The sequence below is a fragment of the Sphingomonas sp. TREG-RG-20F-R18-01 genome (assembly GCF_022662475.1).
In the GTDB taxonomy this organism is placed as follows: domain Bacteria; phylum Pseudomonadota; class Alphaproteobacteria; order Sphingomonadales; family Sphingomonadaceae; genus Sphingomonas.
The window spans coordinates 44,339-60,608 of sequence record NZ_JAKNQQ010000009.1 but is presented as its reverse complement, the minus strand read 5'-3'; the positions used below and the strand labels follow the sequence as shown (position 1 = coordinate 60,608).

At 63.4% G+C, this 16,270-nt stretch carries 20 protein-coding genes; 16 read left to right on the top strand and 4 right to left on the bottom strand.

Features of this window, described 5'->3' with window-relative positions:
- Positions 1–2: 2 nt before the first annotated feature.
- Positions 3–344 (bottom strand): SWIB/MDM2 domain-containing protein, encoded by a 342-nt coding sequence (locus L8K25_RS18620; protein ID WP_277923716.1) that lies wholly within the window; start codon positions 342–344, stop codon positions 3–5.
- Between the two features lie 352 nt (positions 345–696).
- Positions 697–1,005, bottom strand: a complete 309-nt coding sequence (locus L8K25_RS18615) for a hypothetical protein (protein WP_242140494.1) — start codon at positions 1,003–1,005, stop codon at positions 697–699.
- Between the two features lie 248 nt (positions 1,006–1,253).
- Between L8K25_RS18615 and L8K25_RS18610 the strand changes: the two genes are divergently transcribed.
- The 10 genes from L8K25_RS18610 (at position 1,254) to L8K25_RS18565 (ending at position 6,949) form a co-directional block, all read left to right on the top strand.
- On the top strand, positions 1,254–2,213 hold the full coding sequence (locus tag L8K25_RS18610) for a DUF2493 domain-containing protein (RefSeq protein WP_242140534.1): 960 nt from the start codon (positions 1,254–1,256) through the stop codon (positions 2,211–2,213).
- A gap of 96 nt (positions 2,214–2,309) precedes the next feature.
- Complete coding sequence (locus tag L8K25_RS18605; RefSeq protein WP_242140493.1) at positions 2,310–2,534, top strand: hypothetical protein; 225 nt, start codon at positions 2,310–2,312, stop codon at positions 2,532–2,534.
- 72 nt (positions 2,535–2,606) lie between these two features.
- Entirely contained in the window at positions 2,607–2,810 is a 204-nt protein-coding gene (locus L8K25_RS18600) for a hypothetical protein (RefSeq protein ID WP_242140492.1), read from the top strand.
- Between the two features lie 74 nt (positions 2,811–2,884).
- Complete coding sequence (locus L8K25_RS18595) at positions 2,885–3,343, top strand: hypothetical protein (RefSeq protein WP_242140491.1); 459 nt, start codon at positions 2,885–2,887, stop codon at positions 3,341–3,343.
- A gap of 186 nt (positions 3,344–3,529) precedes the next feature.
- Positions 3,530–4,096, top strand: a complete 567-nt coding sequence (locus L8K25_RS18590; RefSeq protein WP_242140490.1) for a hypothetical protein — start codon at positions 3,530–3,532, stop codon at positions 4,094–4,096.
- The gene (locus L8K25_RS18585; protein WP_242140489.1) at positions 4,093–4,593 is read left to right on the top strand and encodes a DUF6884 domain-containing protein; all 501 of its coding nucleotides are present in this window, start codon (positions 4,093–4,095) and stop codon (positions 4,591–4,593) included. The genes L8K25_RS18590 and L8K25_RS18585 overlap by 4 nt, the downstream gene beginning before the upstream one ends.
- 13 nt (positions 4,594–4,606) lie before the next feature.
- The gene (locus tag L8K25_RS18580) at positions 4,607–4,858 is read left to right on the top strand and encodes a helix-turn-helix transcriptional regulator (RefSeq protein WP_242140488.1); all 252 of its coding nucleotides are present in this window, start codon (positions 4,607–4,609) and stop codon (positions 4,856–4,858) included.
- A 686-nt stretch (positions 4,859–5,544) separates the two neighbouring features.
- Positions 5,545–5,955: a single-stranded DNA-binding protein gene (locus L8K25_RS18575; RefSeq protein ID WP_242140487.1), complete on the top strand. Its 411-nt coding sequence runs from the start codon at positions 5,545–5,547 to the stop codon at positions 5,953–5,955.
- A 111-nt stretch (positions 5,956–6,066) separates the two neighbouring features.
- Positions 6,067–6,282 carry a hypothetical protein gene (locus L8K25_RS18570; protein WP_029625553.1) on the top strand — a complete coding sequence of 72 codons (216 nt, stop codon included), beginning with the start codon at positions 6,067–6,069 and terminating at the stop codon, positions 6,280–6,282.
- Between the two features lie 496 nt (positions 6,283–6,778).
- Positions 6,779–6,949: a hypothetical protein gene (locus tag L8K25_RS18565; protein WP_242140486.1), complete on the top strand. Its 171-nt coding sequence runs from the start codon at positions 6,779–6,781 to the stop codon at positions 6,947–6,949.
- Between the two features lie 408 nt (positions 6,950–7,357).
- Here the strand turns inward: L8K25_RS18565 and L8K25_RS18560 are convergent, their stop codons facing one another.
- Positions 7,358–10,594, bottom strand: coding sequence for a PAS domain S-box protein (locus L8K25_RS18560; protein WP_242140485.1), 3,237 nt, complete (start codon positions 10,592–10,594; stop codon positions 7,358–7,360).
- 820 nt (positions 10,595–11,414) lie between these two features.
- Between L8K25_RS18560 and L8K25_RS18555 the strand changes: the two genes are divergently transcribed.
- Entirely contained in the window at positions 11,415–11,672 is a 258-nt protein-coding gene (locus L8K25_RS18555) for a hypothetical protein (RefSeq protein ID WP_183937457.1), read from the top strand.
- A 326-nt stretch (positions 11,673–11,998) separates the two neighbouring features.
- A complete protein-coding gene (locus L8K25_RS18550) occupies positions 11,999–12,340 on the top strand; it encodes a hypothetical protein (RefSeq protein ID WP_242140484.1) in 342 nt (113 codons plus the stop codon).
- 357 nt (positions 12,341–12,697) lie between these two features.
- Here the strand turns inward: L8K25_RS18550 and L8K25_RS18545 are convergent, their stop codons facing one another.
- On the bottom strand, positions 12,698–13,024 hold the full coding sequence (locus L8K25_RS18545; protein WP_242140483.1) for a hypothetical protein: 327 nt from the start codon (positions 13,022–13,024) through the stop codon (positions 12,698–12,700).
- A gap of 249 nt (positions 13,025–13,273) precedes the next feature.
- On the opposite strand from L8K25_RS18545, the gene L8K25_RS18540 reads away from it, so the two are divergent.
- From L8K25_RS18540 to L8K25_RS18525, 4 genes are all read left to right on the top strand, one after another.
- On the top strand, positions 13,274–13,666 hold the full coding sequence (locus L8K25_RS18540) for a DUF3768 domain-containing protein (RefSeq protein WP_242140482.1): 393 nt from the start codon (positions 13,274–13,276) through the stop codon (positions 13,664–13,666).
- A 57-nt stretch (positions 13,667–13,723) separates the two neighbouring features.
- Positions 13,724–13,933: an antitoxin VbhA family protein gene (locus tag L8K25_RS18535; protein WP_242140481.1), complete on the top strand. Its 210-nt coding sequence runs from the start codon at positions 13,724–13,726 to the stop codon at positions 13,931–13,933.
- A gap of 290 nt (positions 13,934–14,223) precedes the next feature.
- On the top strand, positions 14,224–14,367 hold the full coding sequence (locus L8K25_RS18530) for a hypothetical protein (RefSeq protein WP_157134787.1): 144 nt from the start codon (positions 14,224–14,226) through the stop codon (positions 14,365–14,367).
- Positions 14,368–15,155: 788 nt separating this feature from the next.
- Positions 15,156–16,178: an IS110 family transposase gene (locus tag L8K25_RS18525; protein WP_242140480.1), complete on the top strand. Its 1,023-nt coding sequence runs from the start codon at positions 15,156–15,158 to the stop codon at positions 16,176–16,178.
- Positions 16,179–16,270: the final 92 nt, after the last annotated feature.

Below are 16,270 nucleotides of genomic sequence, written 5' to 3'. Positions count from 1 at the left end.
CCTCACGGCTTGGGAGCGGTCAGATGAGCGCTCAGGTGCTTGTTCATCTCGAACATGCTGACCGACTTTTTGCCGAAAATCTTGGCGAGCTTGTCGTCACCGTTAATCTGTCGCCGATCCTTGGCGTCCTGAAGATCGTTCTTCTTGATGTACTCCCACACCTTCTTAACGACCTCGCTGCGCGGAAGGTCTGCCTTGCCCACGATTTCGGCCAGTTCGGTCGACGGTGTCACCGGCGCCGTGATACCACCACGCGCACCGCCGGCGGTCTTGCCGGTCGTCTTCACTTTCTTCTCGGCTGCCGCAGTTTCGTCCTTGCCACGCTTTTCTGCCGACCGTGCCATTGTTCTCTCCCTGTTCACTCAAAAGCGACAACGCTCCGCACCGAGCATATACGATGATACAGCGTCGACAACCACGATGCCCGGTTAGCAGCGTCCTGGCCCCCCTCTTGCCTTTCCGGCCAAGCGTCTCCGCTACGAATGACCCGAACCGCTTGGGTCTCCCATTTTGCCAACCTTCAGGAGTCCGGTCCCATGAAGACCTTCGCCGACCCCTTGGCGAATACCCTGCCCATTACCGTGCGGAAATCACGGTCGAGGCGGAAGATGTCGTCAGCGCCTGCCGCTCCGCTTGTCGATGTGTCGCATACGACCGACGGGTGGAAGAGCCTCGATACGGAGCATCCCACTTATGTCAGCGCTTGTCGCTGAAGGTGCGGACGTCGATCCTTGGCGCTTTGTCCCCGATGGCGGCGATGCCTCCGTCCTGCCCGTCCCGGGCCTGTTCTCTGAAGTGGCGGCGTGCGCGGGCTTTGCCGCGACCCGGAGCGAGAATCTGGTCGACCAGCTCCGCATCATGATCGACGCGATCGGCGCCGAAGGAGCGCCCACGGATCACCCCAGCGGCGATGGTCCGCTTGTGTGCAACGGGACAGGCACTTCTCGACGACATCGCGACGTTCGGGTTGAGCCCCACTTCAACCGTAGCAGCAAGCGTGGTCACGTCTGCACCCGACGCCACCTGACGCCCGACAGCCTTCCGCCAGAGAGATGCGGCACATGGGCGGCCGCGAGACCCCCGCAACCGCAAAAATCCGGGCCGAGTTGCCGCTGCGCGGCTGCCCGCACCACCCCGGTTTTTGCGGTTCCCCTTCGCTGCGCTCCGGTGCGCGCGCCTCTTATTCGGCCGCCCAGGAGGTGCGCATCCGGCGGATAGGCCGCCGGCCTCGATCAGATGAAGGGCTTGACCCCATGACCACTTCCCTCGCTGCCGCACTCTCCGCTCTGGAGCTTGGACACCTCGAACCCCGCGCCGAAGACGTTTCGGGCATGTGCCCGCCCTCGACCGACGCACTGGAGCAGACCACCACCGCCATCTGGAGCGACCTGTTCGCAACCCTCCAGAATACGTCGCTCGAACGCGACATCGAGGAGATGGGCTGGGGCCTGGTCAACCTCTTCCACCGGGCCGCGGCGAAGAAGCACGCGACCATCGACCGTCTCACCGACGAGATCAGGCTCCTCCTGGCCGAGCAGGACGGTTCGGAGATCAACACCGCCAACCTCGAGGACAAGATCGACCTTGCCAAGAAGATCGAGGAGGCCGCCACCTGCTACGAACACATGCGCGACACCGCAGCGGCACACTATATCCGCGAGACCGGCCGTTCCTGGATCCCGTCGACCGGCAACCGCATTTCGCTCGGGGTGACGTCGGCAATCGTTGACGGACGCGCCTTCCTTCAGGCTCGCCGCGAGCGCGTCCGCGACGCCAACACGGCACAGGGCACGCCCGTAGTGTTTGCCGGGGGACGGCTGACCTTCCGGACCGACGAGGACATGAAGGCGTTTGGCGACAATCTGCTGCGCACCCTGGGTGCGGTTCGGGAGCGCGTCGGCGACATGTATCTCGTCCATGGCGGCGACATGAAGGGGATCGAGCGCATCGCGGCGTCGTGGGCCGAACAGAACGGTATCCAGCAAGTCCGCTTCGGTCTCGATCGCAAGCTGGGTGATCGTGCCGGTTTCCGTCGCAACGAGCAGATGCTCTCGCTGAAGCCCCGCTACGTCATCGCCTTCCAAGGGAACGGCGTGACCGAGCGTCTGGTGATCGACGCCAAGAAGGCCGGCATCCGCGTGGTCGATCGCCGCGGCCCGCTCGGAACCCCACCCGCTGCACAGAACGCTCAGGTCGACCGGAAGGTCGCCTGAGCTTCGGCGAGGCCGCTGGCTTACGCCAGCGGCCTCGCCTCTTGCGGCTTTGCCGCAGGAGATCATTCTCACCCACGACACCGATGGAGTAATCCAATGCCTCGCCCCAACCCATTCCAGACGGCTGCGCATTGCTGGCGCTTCGCGCTGCGCCGCGCAGCCGCTGACGGCGACACCTACCACGTCGTCATGACGGACAATCCCGCCGCTCCGCGTGCGGTCCTGTCCGACCGCGACCTGTTCGCATCCGAGGATCTGACGCCAGAGGACATCGAAGCGTCGTGCGATCCGTTCCTGCTCGGCATCGCGACGGGCGGCTAACGCTGCCCTCCCGAGCATCGCAGGAACGGGTAAGCCGTTTTCGCATCCCCAACAAATGTTAGAGGTGAACCCATGAGGCCGCTCCGCCAGGCACAGGACATGATGGGCAATCCCGTCGATCGCGACACCCGGCGTGCCCGCCTTCTTGCCGCACGCCGCAAGCCGATCGGCAGCATCCCGCGCAAGGGAATCCTTGGCGGATTTTGGGATGGCGGGAGTGTCGTCGGTGCTTTCCGCGATGGTCGCGGCACCTTCACTCAGCCCCCCTCCGAGTAGCCCGCTCCGAAAAGAGGAGAGGCGACTTTGCGGCTTTGAGCGGTCCGACCCCCGGTCCGTGCGGAGCCAACACCATGATCGAGATCCTGACCCTCGGCGCGAGCCCTGCCGAAGAGGACTGCGCCCAACTCGGCCGCACACCCGACTTCCAACGGCTCAACCGTCTCGAAGTCGACTGCTACCAGGCCGCCCTCACCGCGCGCTATGGCCCGCCCCATGGTGGTGCGGCCTTCGCGCACGAGACGTCTGAACATGACTTCGGGCGCTACACCGAACTCGCGTTGCGCTTCGATCCTTCGGACGAAGCCCACGCCCTCTATGCTGAACGTGTCGACGAAGGTCTTGGACGCTGGTTTCATGCCGGCTTCACTGCGCCCGTCGAATATCCCGACAGCACGGCACCCAGAATCCACCACGCGGATCTGGCTGGCGCGATCCGCTCCGCGATCAGCATCATGCGCCCGCCCTTCCCCGACGGTGAACGCGCGATCGCGAACCTGCGCGCGCATTACCCGGAATTGGTCGCGGCCTGATGGCCCGCGACTGCATCCGGCAGCCGCGTCACGTCATCCAGCCTCTCGTGATCAGCGTCAGCCCGATCTCTTCGATGGCCCGACCGTGACGCACGAACGGCCGCCCAAGCCAATCCCGCACACCTGGAGCCGGGATTTCCTCCGCTACCTTCGGGCCACAAGCCCAAACTCCGAGTGAGGACCGCCATGACCGACACCATCAAACCCGCCCGCGTTCCTATGCCCGAATGGACCGACGAGGAGCTACGCACCCTCGTCGATTTTCGTCGCCGCAACGGACGGCGCTGGAGGAGCAAGCTGCTTGACCTCTACCTGTTCGGCAAGGATGACAGCGAGCCCAACGGGGCTAGTCTTCGACACATCAGGAACCGCCAGGGCCCGAGCCGGGTGGACGCCCTGAGCAAAACCACGCTGGACGAAGCCGAGAAACGCCTCGCGCCGAGCACCGAACAGGGACACGTTCGCATGAGCCGCTATAATTTCCAGAACGGTCACGTCCGAGTCTCGATCGGGTGGGACGCCCCCCTCGCCTCCTTTTTCCTCCAGGTCTGGACCGGCGAGGGACAGGAGGATGACGAAAGCCCCGCGATTTGGCTCGGGGCGCATTACGGTGAAGTTCGCGCGCCCGATCCGCTGATCGTCATTACACGCCAACATATCCCTGATCTGCCGGCGACGCTCCATCGCCAGCTCATCATCGACCAGCTGGGTGCTCCGGCGCGGCCTCGCCGTCCGGGCCTGATGGACCCGTGACGGCTGACGCGCCATCGGGGCGGCCAATCTACCTCGTCGCCTGCGTCTCGCAGAAGCTCGACCGGCGCGCTCCCGCGGCCGATCTCTATCGCTCCGACTGGTTCCGCAAAGCGCGCACCTATGTCGAGGAGACCGGCGAGCGCTGGTACGTACTGTCGGCCGCATACGGCCTCGTGGAACCCACCAAACGCCTCGCGTCCTATAACACCACCCTTCGCGACCTGACGGCCGCAGAACGGCGTCTGTGGGGCGAGAAAACGGTTCGCCAGCTACGGCGAGCGATCGGGCCGCGCTACGCGGGTCCGATCGTATTCCTCGCCGGTCGCCTCTACCGCGAACCGCTGCTCGCGTTCGCCGGCGAGCGCGCTGCCGTCCCCATGCTCGGCATGGGGATCGGCCAGCAGAAGGCATGGCTCGCGTCGCAAATCATCGAGGGTCGTGAGCGCGCAGCGCGCGCCGCCCAACTGGACCTCTTCGACACCAACCCGGAAAGCTGACGGTTGAAACCCCATGATCTATCTCGATGACTTTATGCTTCCCGAGGCAAAGCTATTCGGCGTCCGGCTTAGGGAGCGCCGGAAAACGATGAAGCTGACACAAGGCCAGCTCGGCGAGAAAGTGGATATGGCGGGCGCATCGATCTCCGTTATCAAGCGAGGGCGAGCCAATCCCACGATCGCCGTGATGGTGAAACTGGCAAAAGCGGTCGGATCGGAAGCATGGGCCATGCTCCGTCCCTCACCAGCGTCGGGTGATGACTGATCGCGTGAAGCGGGCGTTGTCGCGCCCTGATATATGACGCAGAGCGGTTCCGTGGGGCGAGGCCCGGAGCCTGCCCCGACCGTCTGCCTCGGTTGATGGGCATGGTCCCCACGCTGGTACGATGGTCCGCGAAAACCCTGCTCGCACCCCGGTTGAAAGCCTCGATCGGCATCACGACAGCGGGGCTCTCGTTTCGACCGCACATCGGTGTGAAACGTGCCGGACCCCCCTCAGTCCATGTCGACAGGGCACGGCGCGCGCGCCTGGGCAGGAAGGCAGTGCCAAGGCCCACACCGCGACCGTCATCCCGGAGAGGTTGCCCGCGTAGCGATCGGCGCAAGGCGAAGGCAGTCAGGGTAACGCACCGCCTGTGGTGACGGATCGAGACACCGACGTTGCCGGCAAATCGATGCGACAAGCTGGTCCTGCATACGGTTCTCTGTCCATTGCCCGCCAGTGGGGGTCCATCCCCTCTCTTTCCTGAACGACCTAATCCGGCCGTCCACCCTCCCCAACCCGCGATCTTTCGGGCCGAGTTGCCGCTTACGCGGCTGCCCGCACCACCCCTCGGATCGGGGTTCCCCTCCGCGTCTTCGCGCTCCGGTGGAGAGGGCGTCCTGGCCGTCTTTCTTGGTGTTCAGTCGAGGGGATGGACCCTTCGGCTAAGCAAAAAAAGGAACCTCGAAATGCAGAACCTCGTCATCCTCGCCGGCAATGTCGGCGCCACTCCCGAAGTCCGCACCACCCAGGGCGGCACCAAGATCACCCAGTTCAGCCTCGCCACCTCGCGCCCCAAGCGCGACAGCGAGGGCAAGATCCTCAAGGACGCCGATGGTCGCCGGGTCGAGGACACCGAATGGCACCGCATCACCTGCTTCAACGGCGTCGGCAAGACCGTCGCCCAGTACGTCGACAAGGGCCAGAAGGTCATGGTCCGGGGTCGCATCCACTACACCCGCTGGACGGATAACGAGAACGTCGAGCGCTACGGCGTCGAGATCATCGCCGACGAAGTGACCTTCCTCAGCCGGGGTCGCCAGCAGCAGGGCAACACGCAGGATCACGGCGGTCTCGATGACGATGACGTGCCCTTCTAACAACCAGGCAGAACCGGCCCGGAGCTGACGCTCCGGGCCTCTTCCCGCGTTCACCGCTCCGCTTGCCGATGCCCGCTTCGCGGCGTCTGCTCGCCGCGTTAAGCTGACCCCATGGCAAAAGAGACTATCGAAACCTCCCTCGGCGCGATCTGGATCGAAGATCTGTCCTCGGGCGAGATGCGGATATGGTGGCCGTATGGTTCTCGCGCCGGCGAGCTGGCGATCGGCGTGCTGGAAGGTAAGGCCAGGTGGCATCCAAAGTCGAAGGGCTGGTACGTCGCGGCAGCCAGACGTGCCGAAATCTACGAAGAACTGACGGCGTTATAGGGCGTCTCCCGGCTGCGCCGGGACCGTCGCTCTATTCCGCTTGCGCTCCACCGAGCCCCTTCGGGTCTCGGCCCATTCGGGTGACGATCAACTGACGGGCGCGCACGCGCGCAGGAAACATCTTTCCGAAAAGCGGCACCTTCTTTCCAATCTGCCCCGGGCAGGCCGTCTCTGCAGCCCGGCGAACTCTCCCATCGATCGGAGGGGACGCAGAGTGCGGATACGAGAGGCAGGCGGCCGCCATCCTTTAGCGAGGGGCGTGCGTCACTGGCGACCCAGCGCTGAGCACGACGCTCCGGCCAACGAGCTTCACCCCGCTCTTTGAGGCGCAATCCTTGGGACGGCTCGGGGCCTTATACGATCAACCCGCAAGGGGTCCGGGCGCTGCGCTACGGCTTTTTTTCGTGTCAAAAAAAGTGATCGCGGCCCCTCCCCGTCCCTGTCGGGCGCCTGTCGAGCGGGGATGAACCCCGCCGGCTTCACAGGAGCCTCGGACATGTTCAACGATATCTGGATCGCCCGCAAAAACGCCATGAGCCTTGCAAAGACCCTGATGGTGGCAACCATGGTCATCGCCATCGGCACACAATACGCCGTCATCACCGCCGAAGATCACGACAGCTCGGTCGTGGTCGTGAACGATTATGACCCATTCGAGCTTATGTAGATCCGGTCGGATCAGCCCGGTTCGGCCGGGCTTTGCGCCCGGCCGAACTGAACATAATCAAAGTGCTGGAAAGAAGACGGGAATGGCGACGTCTGGGACAATTTTGCCGTTCACCAGCGACGTGTCGAACGGCAGGTGTTGCCAAGAGCCGGCATCCGGCGGCTGCCCGATCGGCACCGCAGAACGACTGGCTCTGGTCGACAACCGCCGCGTCAGGCCAGGGGCGTTGACGGCAGCTACCTCAGACTTGAGGCCCGAAATCAGTCGGACTGAAATTCACACAATCGAGGCTCGCCGCCGCACGGAAACGATTTCGCCTGTTGATGAGGTGACCCCCAATGCTTGGGTAGCCGATGTCGCTCGTCGCACCAGAGCGGGAACGAAGCGCCATAGTCCAGCCTTCGCTCCTTAGGCTTTTTCGAGAACGAGCCGGAGTTTCGCTGCCAGGCTCTCTATCGTGAACGGTTTGCCGATCAGATCAACACCGTGATCGAGCACCCCGTTGTGGACGACCGCATTGCGGGTGTAGCCGGTCGTGAAGAGAACCTTGATATCTGGTCTGCGGCGACGCGCCTCCTCCGCCAGACGGGCCCCGTTCACATCCGGCATAACCACGTCGGTAAACAGGAGGACGATCTCGGGATGGGTGTCGATCAACTTGAGCGCCTTTTCGGCGCCGTCCGCTTCCAGGGTCGAGTAGCCGAGCTCGGCAAGCGCCTCGATACTGAACTGTCGCACAGCGGGGTCATCCTCGACCACCAGGATCACCTCGCGCGCATCACCGAACTCAAGGGCCACGGCAGAGGCAACCTGCTCTTCTGCTGGCCGCTCTCCGCGAAGGCGCGGCAGATAGATCTTGATCGTCGTTCCTTCGCCGACCTCCGTGTAGATTTTCACATGACCGCCGGTTTGCTTCACGAAGCCGTAGACCTGGCTGAGGCCAAGCCCGGTGCCCTTGCCGACGGGCTTGGTCGTGTAGAAGGGGTCGAACGCCTTTTCGAGCACCTCAGGCGGCATGCCTACGCCGGTGTCGGTGATTGCGATGAGAACATAATGTCCGGCGCTCACACCGATATGCTCAGCGGCATATCGATCGTCGAGATGGGCGTTCTGTGTCTCGATGGTCAGGTGGCCACCATCGGGCATGGCGTCGCGGGCGTTCACGGCGAGATTGAGGACGATGTTTTCGAGCTGGTTGGGATCGGCATGCGTCTGCCACAGGCCGCCTGCCAGGACGGATTCGAAGCGGATTGTCGCTCCCAGCGAATGCAGGAGCAGATCGGCCATGCCGGAGACCAGCTTGTTGACGTCGAGCGCTAGCGGTTGCAGCGGCTGCTGCCGCGAAAAGGCGAGCAGGCGTTGGGTTAGGAGGGCCGCCCGCCGCGCGCCGTCCGTCGCCGCATCGATATAGCGCCGTGCCCGAGGATCATCGTCGCCCAGACGGCGGCCGAGCAACTCCAGCGAGCCCATGACGACAGCGAGCATATTGTTGAAGTCATGCGCGATCCCGCCCGTTAGCTGGCCGACCGCTTCCATCTTCTGGCTCTGGCGCAAGGCATCCTGGGTTTCAGCAAGCGCGGCATCAGCCTCCTTCTCGGCGGTGATGTTGCGCCCGGTCGCATAAACGAGGCCATTATCGGCCGAAGCGATCCAGGCGATCCACCGAATGCTGCCGTCCTTGTGCAGACACCGGTTTTCAAAAGCCGGCAGCGGGGCATCGAGCGCGTGTGCCAACGCACCGCGACTGCTCGGCTGATCGTCTGGATGGACGAAGTCCATATGGTTCTTGCCGACGACCTCGTTCGGCAGCCACCCCAGCGTCGTGGTCCAGGCAGGGTTGGCAGCCTTGAACCTGCCGCTCGGATCGACGACCACCAGCAGATCCTGCGACGTCTGCCATAACCGGTCTCGTTCGGCCGCCTCCTCGGCGACGCGCTGCTTGAGCGTGGCGTTGAACGCGGCTAGCGCGTCGACCGCATTCCTCTGGTCGTCGATATCGGTGTTGGTGCCGATCCAGCGCTGTATCCTGCCTGCCGCATTCCGGGTCGGCAGTGCCCGCACGAGATGCCACCGGAAGGCGCCATCCGCACGCCTGATCCGGAACTCGGTCTGATAATCGTCGCCGGAAGCGACGGCGGCCGCCCAGCGAGCGCCGGCGTCGGCGCGGTCGTCAGGATGAACAAGACTGATCCAGCCGCCATCGACGAGATCGGCCTCCTCAGCTCCGCAATATTCATAAATCCTGTCGTTGAACCAATCGACCATGCCATCGGGACGCGCCGCCCAGACGTGGTTGGGGGCGGCTTGTGACAGCGCCGTGAAGTCCGCGATGCTCCGCGCCAGCTCATCCTCGGCCGCGCGGCGATCGGTGATGTCGACGAAGGTGCAGATCGCCCCCTGGTGCACGCCGTTGCGAAATATCGGCGACACCCAATATTCGACGGGAAAGGGGGTGCCATCGAGCCGGTAGAAACATTCATTGGCGACGTGAGCCTCGGCCCCGGACGACGCACAGATATAGATCGGACAGTCAGCCTTGTCGTAATGCGCCCCATCCGGATGGGTGTGATGGATAACGTCGTGGAGCTTGCGCCCAATCGCCTCGGCTTCCTCCTTGAAACCGATCATCCGGAGAAAAGCCTGGTTGCACAGCGTCGTGGTACCCTCGCGATCGACCGCGTAGAAGGCCTCGCCGGATGACCGCAGGATATCGCTCAGGAAGCTGCGATTTTCGTCGAGCGCGGCTTCGGCGACCTTGCGGTCGGTGATATCGACCGCGGCGCCGGGGAACCGTACCGCCTTGCCACTTTCGTCAAAATGGCAGCTGCCGCGAACGATGACCCAGACAATTGCGCCATCGGTTTTGAGCAATCGATATTCGGACAGGAAATCGGCGCCGGGTCGCATCGCCTCTTCGATCTCGCGAGCAACCCGATCACGATCCTCGGGATGAATCCCCGCGACGAAATCGGCGATCGGCGTGCCCTCCTGGGCCCGCTTCGGATCGACCGAGAAGCGCTCGGCGAAAGTCGAATTGGCGATCACTCGGTCATTGACGATATCCCAATCCCAGGTGCCGATCGCACCGGCCGCACCTAGCGCAAGTTCGTAGCGTTCATCGCTGGCACGCAGCGCCGCCTCAGCGGCGACGCGGTGCGTCGTTTCGACCGCCGTGACCAGTACGCCGCCTATCCCGGTCGGCGCAGCGGGGTCGACGACCGGGCTGTAGCCGAGCGTGAAGCGCCCGTCCTCCGAAACGCCGCCGTGACGCTGGATGCGCAGCAGCATGTCCTCGGCGAACATGGAGGGCGTGTCGCCGTCGAGGATAGCGACGTGGGCGGCCTCGATCTGAGGCCACACCTCCGACCAGGCTTCGCGCGCGGGTCGGCCGAGCGCCCATGGATGCTTGTCGCCCAGGATCGGTCGATACGCGTCATTGTAAAGGAGGACGAACTCCGGGCCCCAACGGAGCGCCATCGGGAACGCGGAAGCGAGCACGACATCTGTCGCCAGTCGAAGGCTTGGCGACCACAGCTCAGCCGGACCAAGATAGGTATTGGACCAATCCAACCCACGAACAAGGTCGACCATACCCTCGGGCGGAGTGTGCCAGCCCGGAGGCGGCACGAATTGTGTGGCGGCCATGCGTCGTCCCGTATCGTGTCCTCGCCTTGCGTTTCGCATTTATCGCCGGACTTGAGAAGCGGATGCTTGGCTCTAGCTTCGCGCCCGCAATGGCGACGCGTCAAAGATCTGCCGTCGGGCCCAGCCGCTATCCACCTCGCCATGGAATCTTTCAGGTCGCGCTAGTGCCATTGAGTGCCGCGAACAGGGCGCATTGCCGATCATCCGCTTCGATCAGCTTGATTGGCGGCTTTTGTCGGATCCGGACGTGCACCGAAGGAAAAGCGAACGACTGTCTGTGGTCGGTACATGCCATTGCTCGGCGGGTACGGGCGTTTTGATTATGTGCAGTCCGTCCGGGCCAGACGCCCGGCCGGATGGGCCATGGCTGCGGAGTCTACATAATCTCCCAGGGATCATAATCATTCTTATGCGGATATCTTCATAACAACGAATACGACCCCTTCGCCTGACCAGATGGGGGCCGAAAGGCCCCCGCGCCTTCGTCAGGCGCAAACAGGTCAGGGCCAGGACGGGCATCGAGCCCGTCCCACCCCCGCGCTTTCAGCGCAAAAGAGAGGGGCCAAGCCGGGCATCGAGCCCGCCTCGTCCCCGCGCTACGCGCGGCTGCGGCACCTGTGGGAGAACTGCTCATTCGTGTCGTGGTAGTATGACATGGGTGCGGCGATCGCCTCAAGGATGCGCGGTTCCCCCAATTTGCTGCGCAAATCGGCTCCCCCACGCCCCGCTGGCGCGGCCGCTTCGCGGTCCCTGACCCGATCGCCCGGAGCCCATGTCCCGGTACTCCCGCACAAATACGTGCAACTAACGGGAGAACGCTATGCAGGTTGATCTGTATCAAACACTCAAATCCATCAACGTCTCAGACGATCAGGCAAAGCTGGTGGTAGCCAGCATCGAGGAGTATATCGACGATATGGTTGGAGACGCGACAAAGCCGCTTCAGGAGAAAATCGACGGCCTGCAACGGTCGCTCGAGACGCACATGAAGACCCAAACCTGGGTCATCAGCATCGTCGGCTTTACCATCGTGGCCCTGACCGCGATCGGAACGCTGGTGTCGATCCTGCGGCACTGACACCAAGGGGGCTTCGGCCCCCTTTTTTTGCTCACCGCCGAGAGAAGCAGCACCTGTGCGTGGCTACGCCATGCTCGGCGCAGGGACCGGCAAAGCCGGACGTAGTCTGAAAAACTCTTCCCTATGGCCTCCCAGCATGAGGTCTGGCGCACGTCGCCTCAAGGATTCGCGGTCCCCCAATTTTCGTGAACAGGCCCAAGTGGGCCTGCCCAAGAAAATCGGCTCCACCACGCCCCGCTGGCGCGGCCGCTTGCGCGGTCCCTGACCCGACGTGCGCCAGACCTCCCCATCCTCCCCGTCATTTCGACGAACTGGAGGACATACCAATGACTGACATCAATACCCGCATCCGGTACTTCGCCCCGCATGAGACCGGCTACTGGCCAGCCCAGCGCGACGGGTTCGCGACGATCCGCCAGCTCGAGGAGGTACTCGATCACGAGACCTGCTTCGATCAGGAAATCGAGAACCAGCTCCACGGCGTACTGCACGCATGGCCGCAGTCGGACATCGACGCACACGCCGCCACCATCACTGCCGAGATCGCCAAGCTAACCGAACGCGCCGCTCGCGGGCACGCCGTCCCGATCATCCGCGCCCAGCAGCGCAGCGATGAAGTCGCACAGCGTATCCTCGATGCCCACCGCATCCTCACCCAGCCCGGATGATCCGGCGCCCCCCACATGCCGCTGGCCCGACCGGCCCATAGGTCCTATCCGGCCCTCGGCCGCCCAGCTCGGGCGGTCGAAGGAGGTGATCTATATCGGAGTTGAAACTGTCGTAGCATTGGTTCTCGGCACCGCGACGCTCGTCGTCGCGATCCTCAGCTTGGTGGTGAAAATCATCGAGCTGTCGCGCCACTAGGCCGAGGTGGGGATGCCCGGTGCGCTAACACCGGGTGTCCTTAAAATTTGAACCCCGGACGCGCTAACATCCGGGGCTCAGGAAATGACGTACCGGAGTACGCTATCGCAGCCCGGACTATATACGCCTCAATCGTTACCGCTTCAAGGCAAGCCGAGCGGTCAGCCGCGTGCCGTCCGCACAGGCGGTAGCTCCTCGAAGGCCGCCACCAGTCTCGGATCGCGCAGCAACGTTGTCCACCGGCCGCCATAGGTCCGCGAGGCCAGATAAAAGGTCGAGCTGATACACTCGACCATCCGGCACCGCTCCAGCTTGTCGACCAGCGAATAGCCGGGGCCATGCCGTGCCACGATGTCGTCGAGGTCGGCCCGCATCAACGTCCCGCAGCCGCAGCAGCGCGTCCGGACCAAAGCCTTCATACGCAGCATCTCACCGGCGCTCTCCATCCAGCGGGGCCACAGGGTGACAATGTTGGCAGCCGTTTCCATGGCCGAACGATACGCCTCGATCGACGCAGCAGTCCAGCGTGGGCCTTGCGGAAATGGTCTCACCCCTTGTCGCCAATCAGTGGGTGTTCGGGCTCTCGGTCCTCGCCGGGGCGTCCACCCGCGCAAGCCCGACAAGCGGGCTTCTCCACTGCGTTTCGACCCTACGGGTGCGCCGGGCGAACTATGCCCCGGCAGTCCTGTCGCCTGTCGAACGACCCCGATTGGCGGGGTCAGGACGAGGAGACCATCATGGCCGAGCACACGCCTCATTCGGACCGCGCCAAAGGTGGCGTCAGCGAAATCGCCCGTCTCAACGACTGGCTACGCGAACGCATCACCGCTCCCGGCAACAACCGCGTGGTGATGACGATCGGGATCGCCGAGCTGGTCGGCGACGTCAGCCTGTTCCGGGGATGGCATAACCGCGCCCGGATCCTGCGTGAGGTGCGCGACTTCGACGCCTTCGACGAGGCGATCAACCCGCACGGCGAACACGACATGGGCAAGTTCGAGTTCGCAGGCGTCCCCTGTTACTGGAAGATCGACTATTACAACCTCGACCTGACCGCAGGCTCGGAGGATCCGGCCGATCCCTTTCAGACCACGCGCGTCCTCACCATCATGCGCGTCGACGAACGATGACGCAGACCGCCCCGACGCACAGCCGTCGGGGCTTTCCCATCCCGAAAGGATCGCATCATGACCACCGAAACGATCAACCAGATCAGCGCAACCGAGCGCGCGCGCCGTCACCGTGAGGTGGACTTCGCACGCGGCAACGTCCGCCACGAAGGCGGCATCCTTTCCGACGAGATCGAGCAGCTCAATGCCCGCTACATCGCCGGCGAGATCGACAGCGACGCGCTGACCGGTGCGATCCTCGCATCGCAGACCGTCCAGCTTCCCTGATGGCGCGGAGGCAGAAGGGAGTGCGCTGTGTGGCGGCCTCCCCTGCCCCACCAACGCCGGAAAGGCTCTGTCGTCGACGCCGTTCCATCGTGACGACCGGGCGGGGCCGGCGTCAAGGATGCGCGGTGCCCCCAATTTTGACGCGGCCGTGCATTCCGCTGCGCTCCACTTCGTCCACGACAAAATCGGCACCCCCACGCCCCGCTACGCGGCCGCTTCGCGGTCCTGTGACCCCGACCCCGCCCGATCGTCAGCCCGCCTCTGTCTCAAGCGAACAGAAGGAGGATCAGATGAACATTCAAACCGCACGCACCCAAACATGGCTCGCGGAACTGGCCAGCATCCAAGCGGAGATCGCGATCAACGGGATGCCCGCGGCACCCCGGCCCGCTCGCAAACGGACCCGCAAGCTCAAGCCGCTCTGGGAAGAGTGACCAGCGACGGGGCGGCGCTGCCGCCCCGCTCTCGTCATGTCTCACACCGCCGCTACTGCGCAGACCTCACCGATCGGGAAGGTTGCCGGTCTTCAGGACGTTGTACCTGACTGAGCGGTACTGGCGGTCGGCAACCATCCGCTCCACAAACCTGCACCCATTCAACACGCGGTCTGGCCTGATAATAGCCAACCAAGAAGGTCTCTACGACAATCACACCAAGGGCACAGAACAGCATCGCGTTAAGCCGTCGGTTCCTCCGCTCGATCCTCGCCATGCTACGACGCGTAGTTCGCAACAGGTCCAACCCGCCTAAGACCTGCTCGCACGTTATCGTATTACCATGCGCCATATCATTGAGCATGGGCATCAACGCGGCCACTTGGCTTTCGTCGAGCGTAGAGACCTTCCCGAAATCCGTCAGGTGAAGCAAACTCGTATCCACACCGTGCAAAAGCCTGACCGATCTCTCGAGCCCCGAAATCAATGTTTCATCTATCTCGTCCATCGTTCGTAGACGCGTCTTGGTAGCCATAGCCTTTTCCTGTGCTGCCGAGAGGACGCTGCCAGTCAATCTGACACCCGATCAACCACCATACGCAAGCCGCGATATCGTCAATTGCGGGCGTCTCCCCGCCCTGGCGGGCGGGGCCGGGCTCTATTCCGCTTGCGCTACACCGAGCCCCTTCGGGTCTCTGCCCTTCGGGTAACATGGGGTAACAGCGACCGCCCGCCTGATGCATCATCGCCAGGTGGCGCTGCCGCCACTGCAAGTGTCGGAGAACCCCATGACGAGTTATGTAGGCCTTGATGTGTCGCTGGCGGAAACCAGTGTGCGCGTATTGGGCGCTGACGGCAAAGTCCGCTATGAAGGCAAGGTACGAAGCTTGCCCAATGAGCTGGTTGCATGCATCCAAAGGCACGCGGACGATGCCGAACGGGTTGCGATCGAGACTGGCCAGACCTCGGCGCTTCTTTTCCGTGCGATGGAAGCAGCCAATCTGCCAGTGGTGTGCATCGAAACCCGTCATGCGCACAAGGTTCTGTCCGCTAGGCAGAACAAAACCGACCGCAATGATGCCAAAGGTTTGGCCGAACTCGTTCGGGTGGGCTGGTATAAGGAGGCGTGGGTGCGCGGTGCATCGGCGCAGGCTATCCGTAGCCTCCTCCTCGCTCGCCGTATGCTGATGGTGACCCGGAGAACGCTCGAGAATACATTGCGCGGAGCGGTCAAACGCTTCGGGCTCATCATCACGAAAACCGCAGGCAAGACTTTCAAAGGTCGGGCCGTTGCGGCCATGGAGCTCGATCCAGCCTACGCGGCTTTTGCGGCTCCCATCCTGGTCGTTCTTGAAACTGTCGCAGAACAGATACGGACGTATGAACGACAGCTACAAGCCGTGATACGTGGGAATGCTACGTTATCGCGGCTCATGACCGTACCCGGCGTTGGGTACCTCTCGGCGCTCGCTTTCTACTCGACCATCGAAGATCCTGCGCGGTTCAAGCGTTCCGACGATGTTGGCCCGTACCTTGGCCTAACGCCTCGGACGCATCAGTCCGGCGAAGTCGATTGGAGCGGGCGGATTACGAAAACCGGCGATAGCATGACGCGAGCCTATCTGTTCGAGGCGGCGACCGTCATACTCACCCGTGTCACCAAGCCTACGCCATTGCGGGAATGGGGATTGCGGCTGAAAGAGCGCAGCGGGATGAAGAAGGCTCAGGTTGCGGTTGCGCGCAAGCTCGCGGTGATGATGCACGCCATCTGGACGGATGGCACCGAATTCGAGTGGAGAGCTGCCGGATAGGCGCCTTCCTCGCTCAGGCTCCCCAACGGGAGGCGTCCTTGCCGGGACGCGCGCCGGAGTTGACCTCGTAGCGATCGTTGCGGCCTCGACCC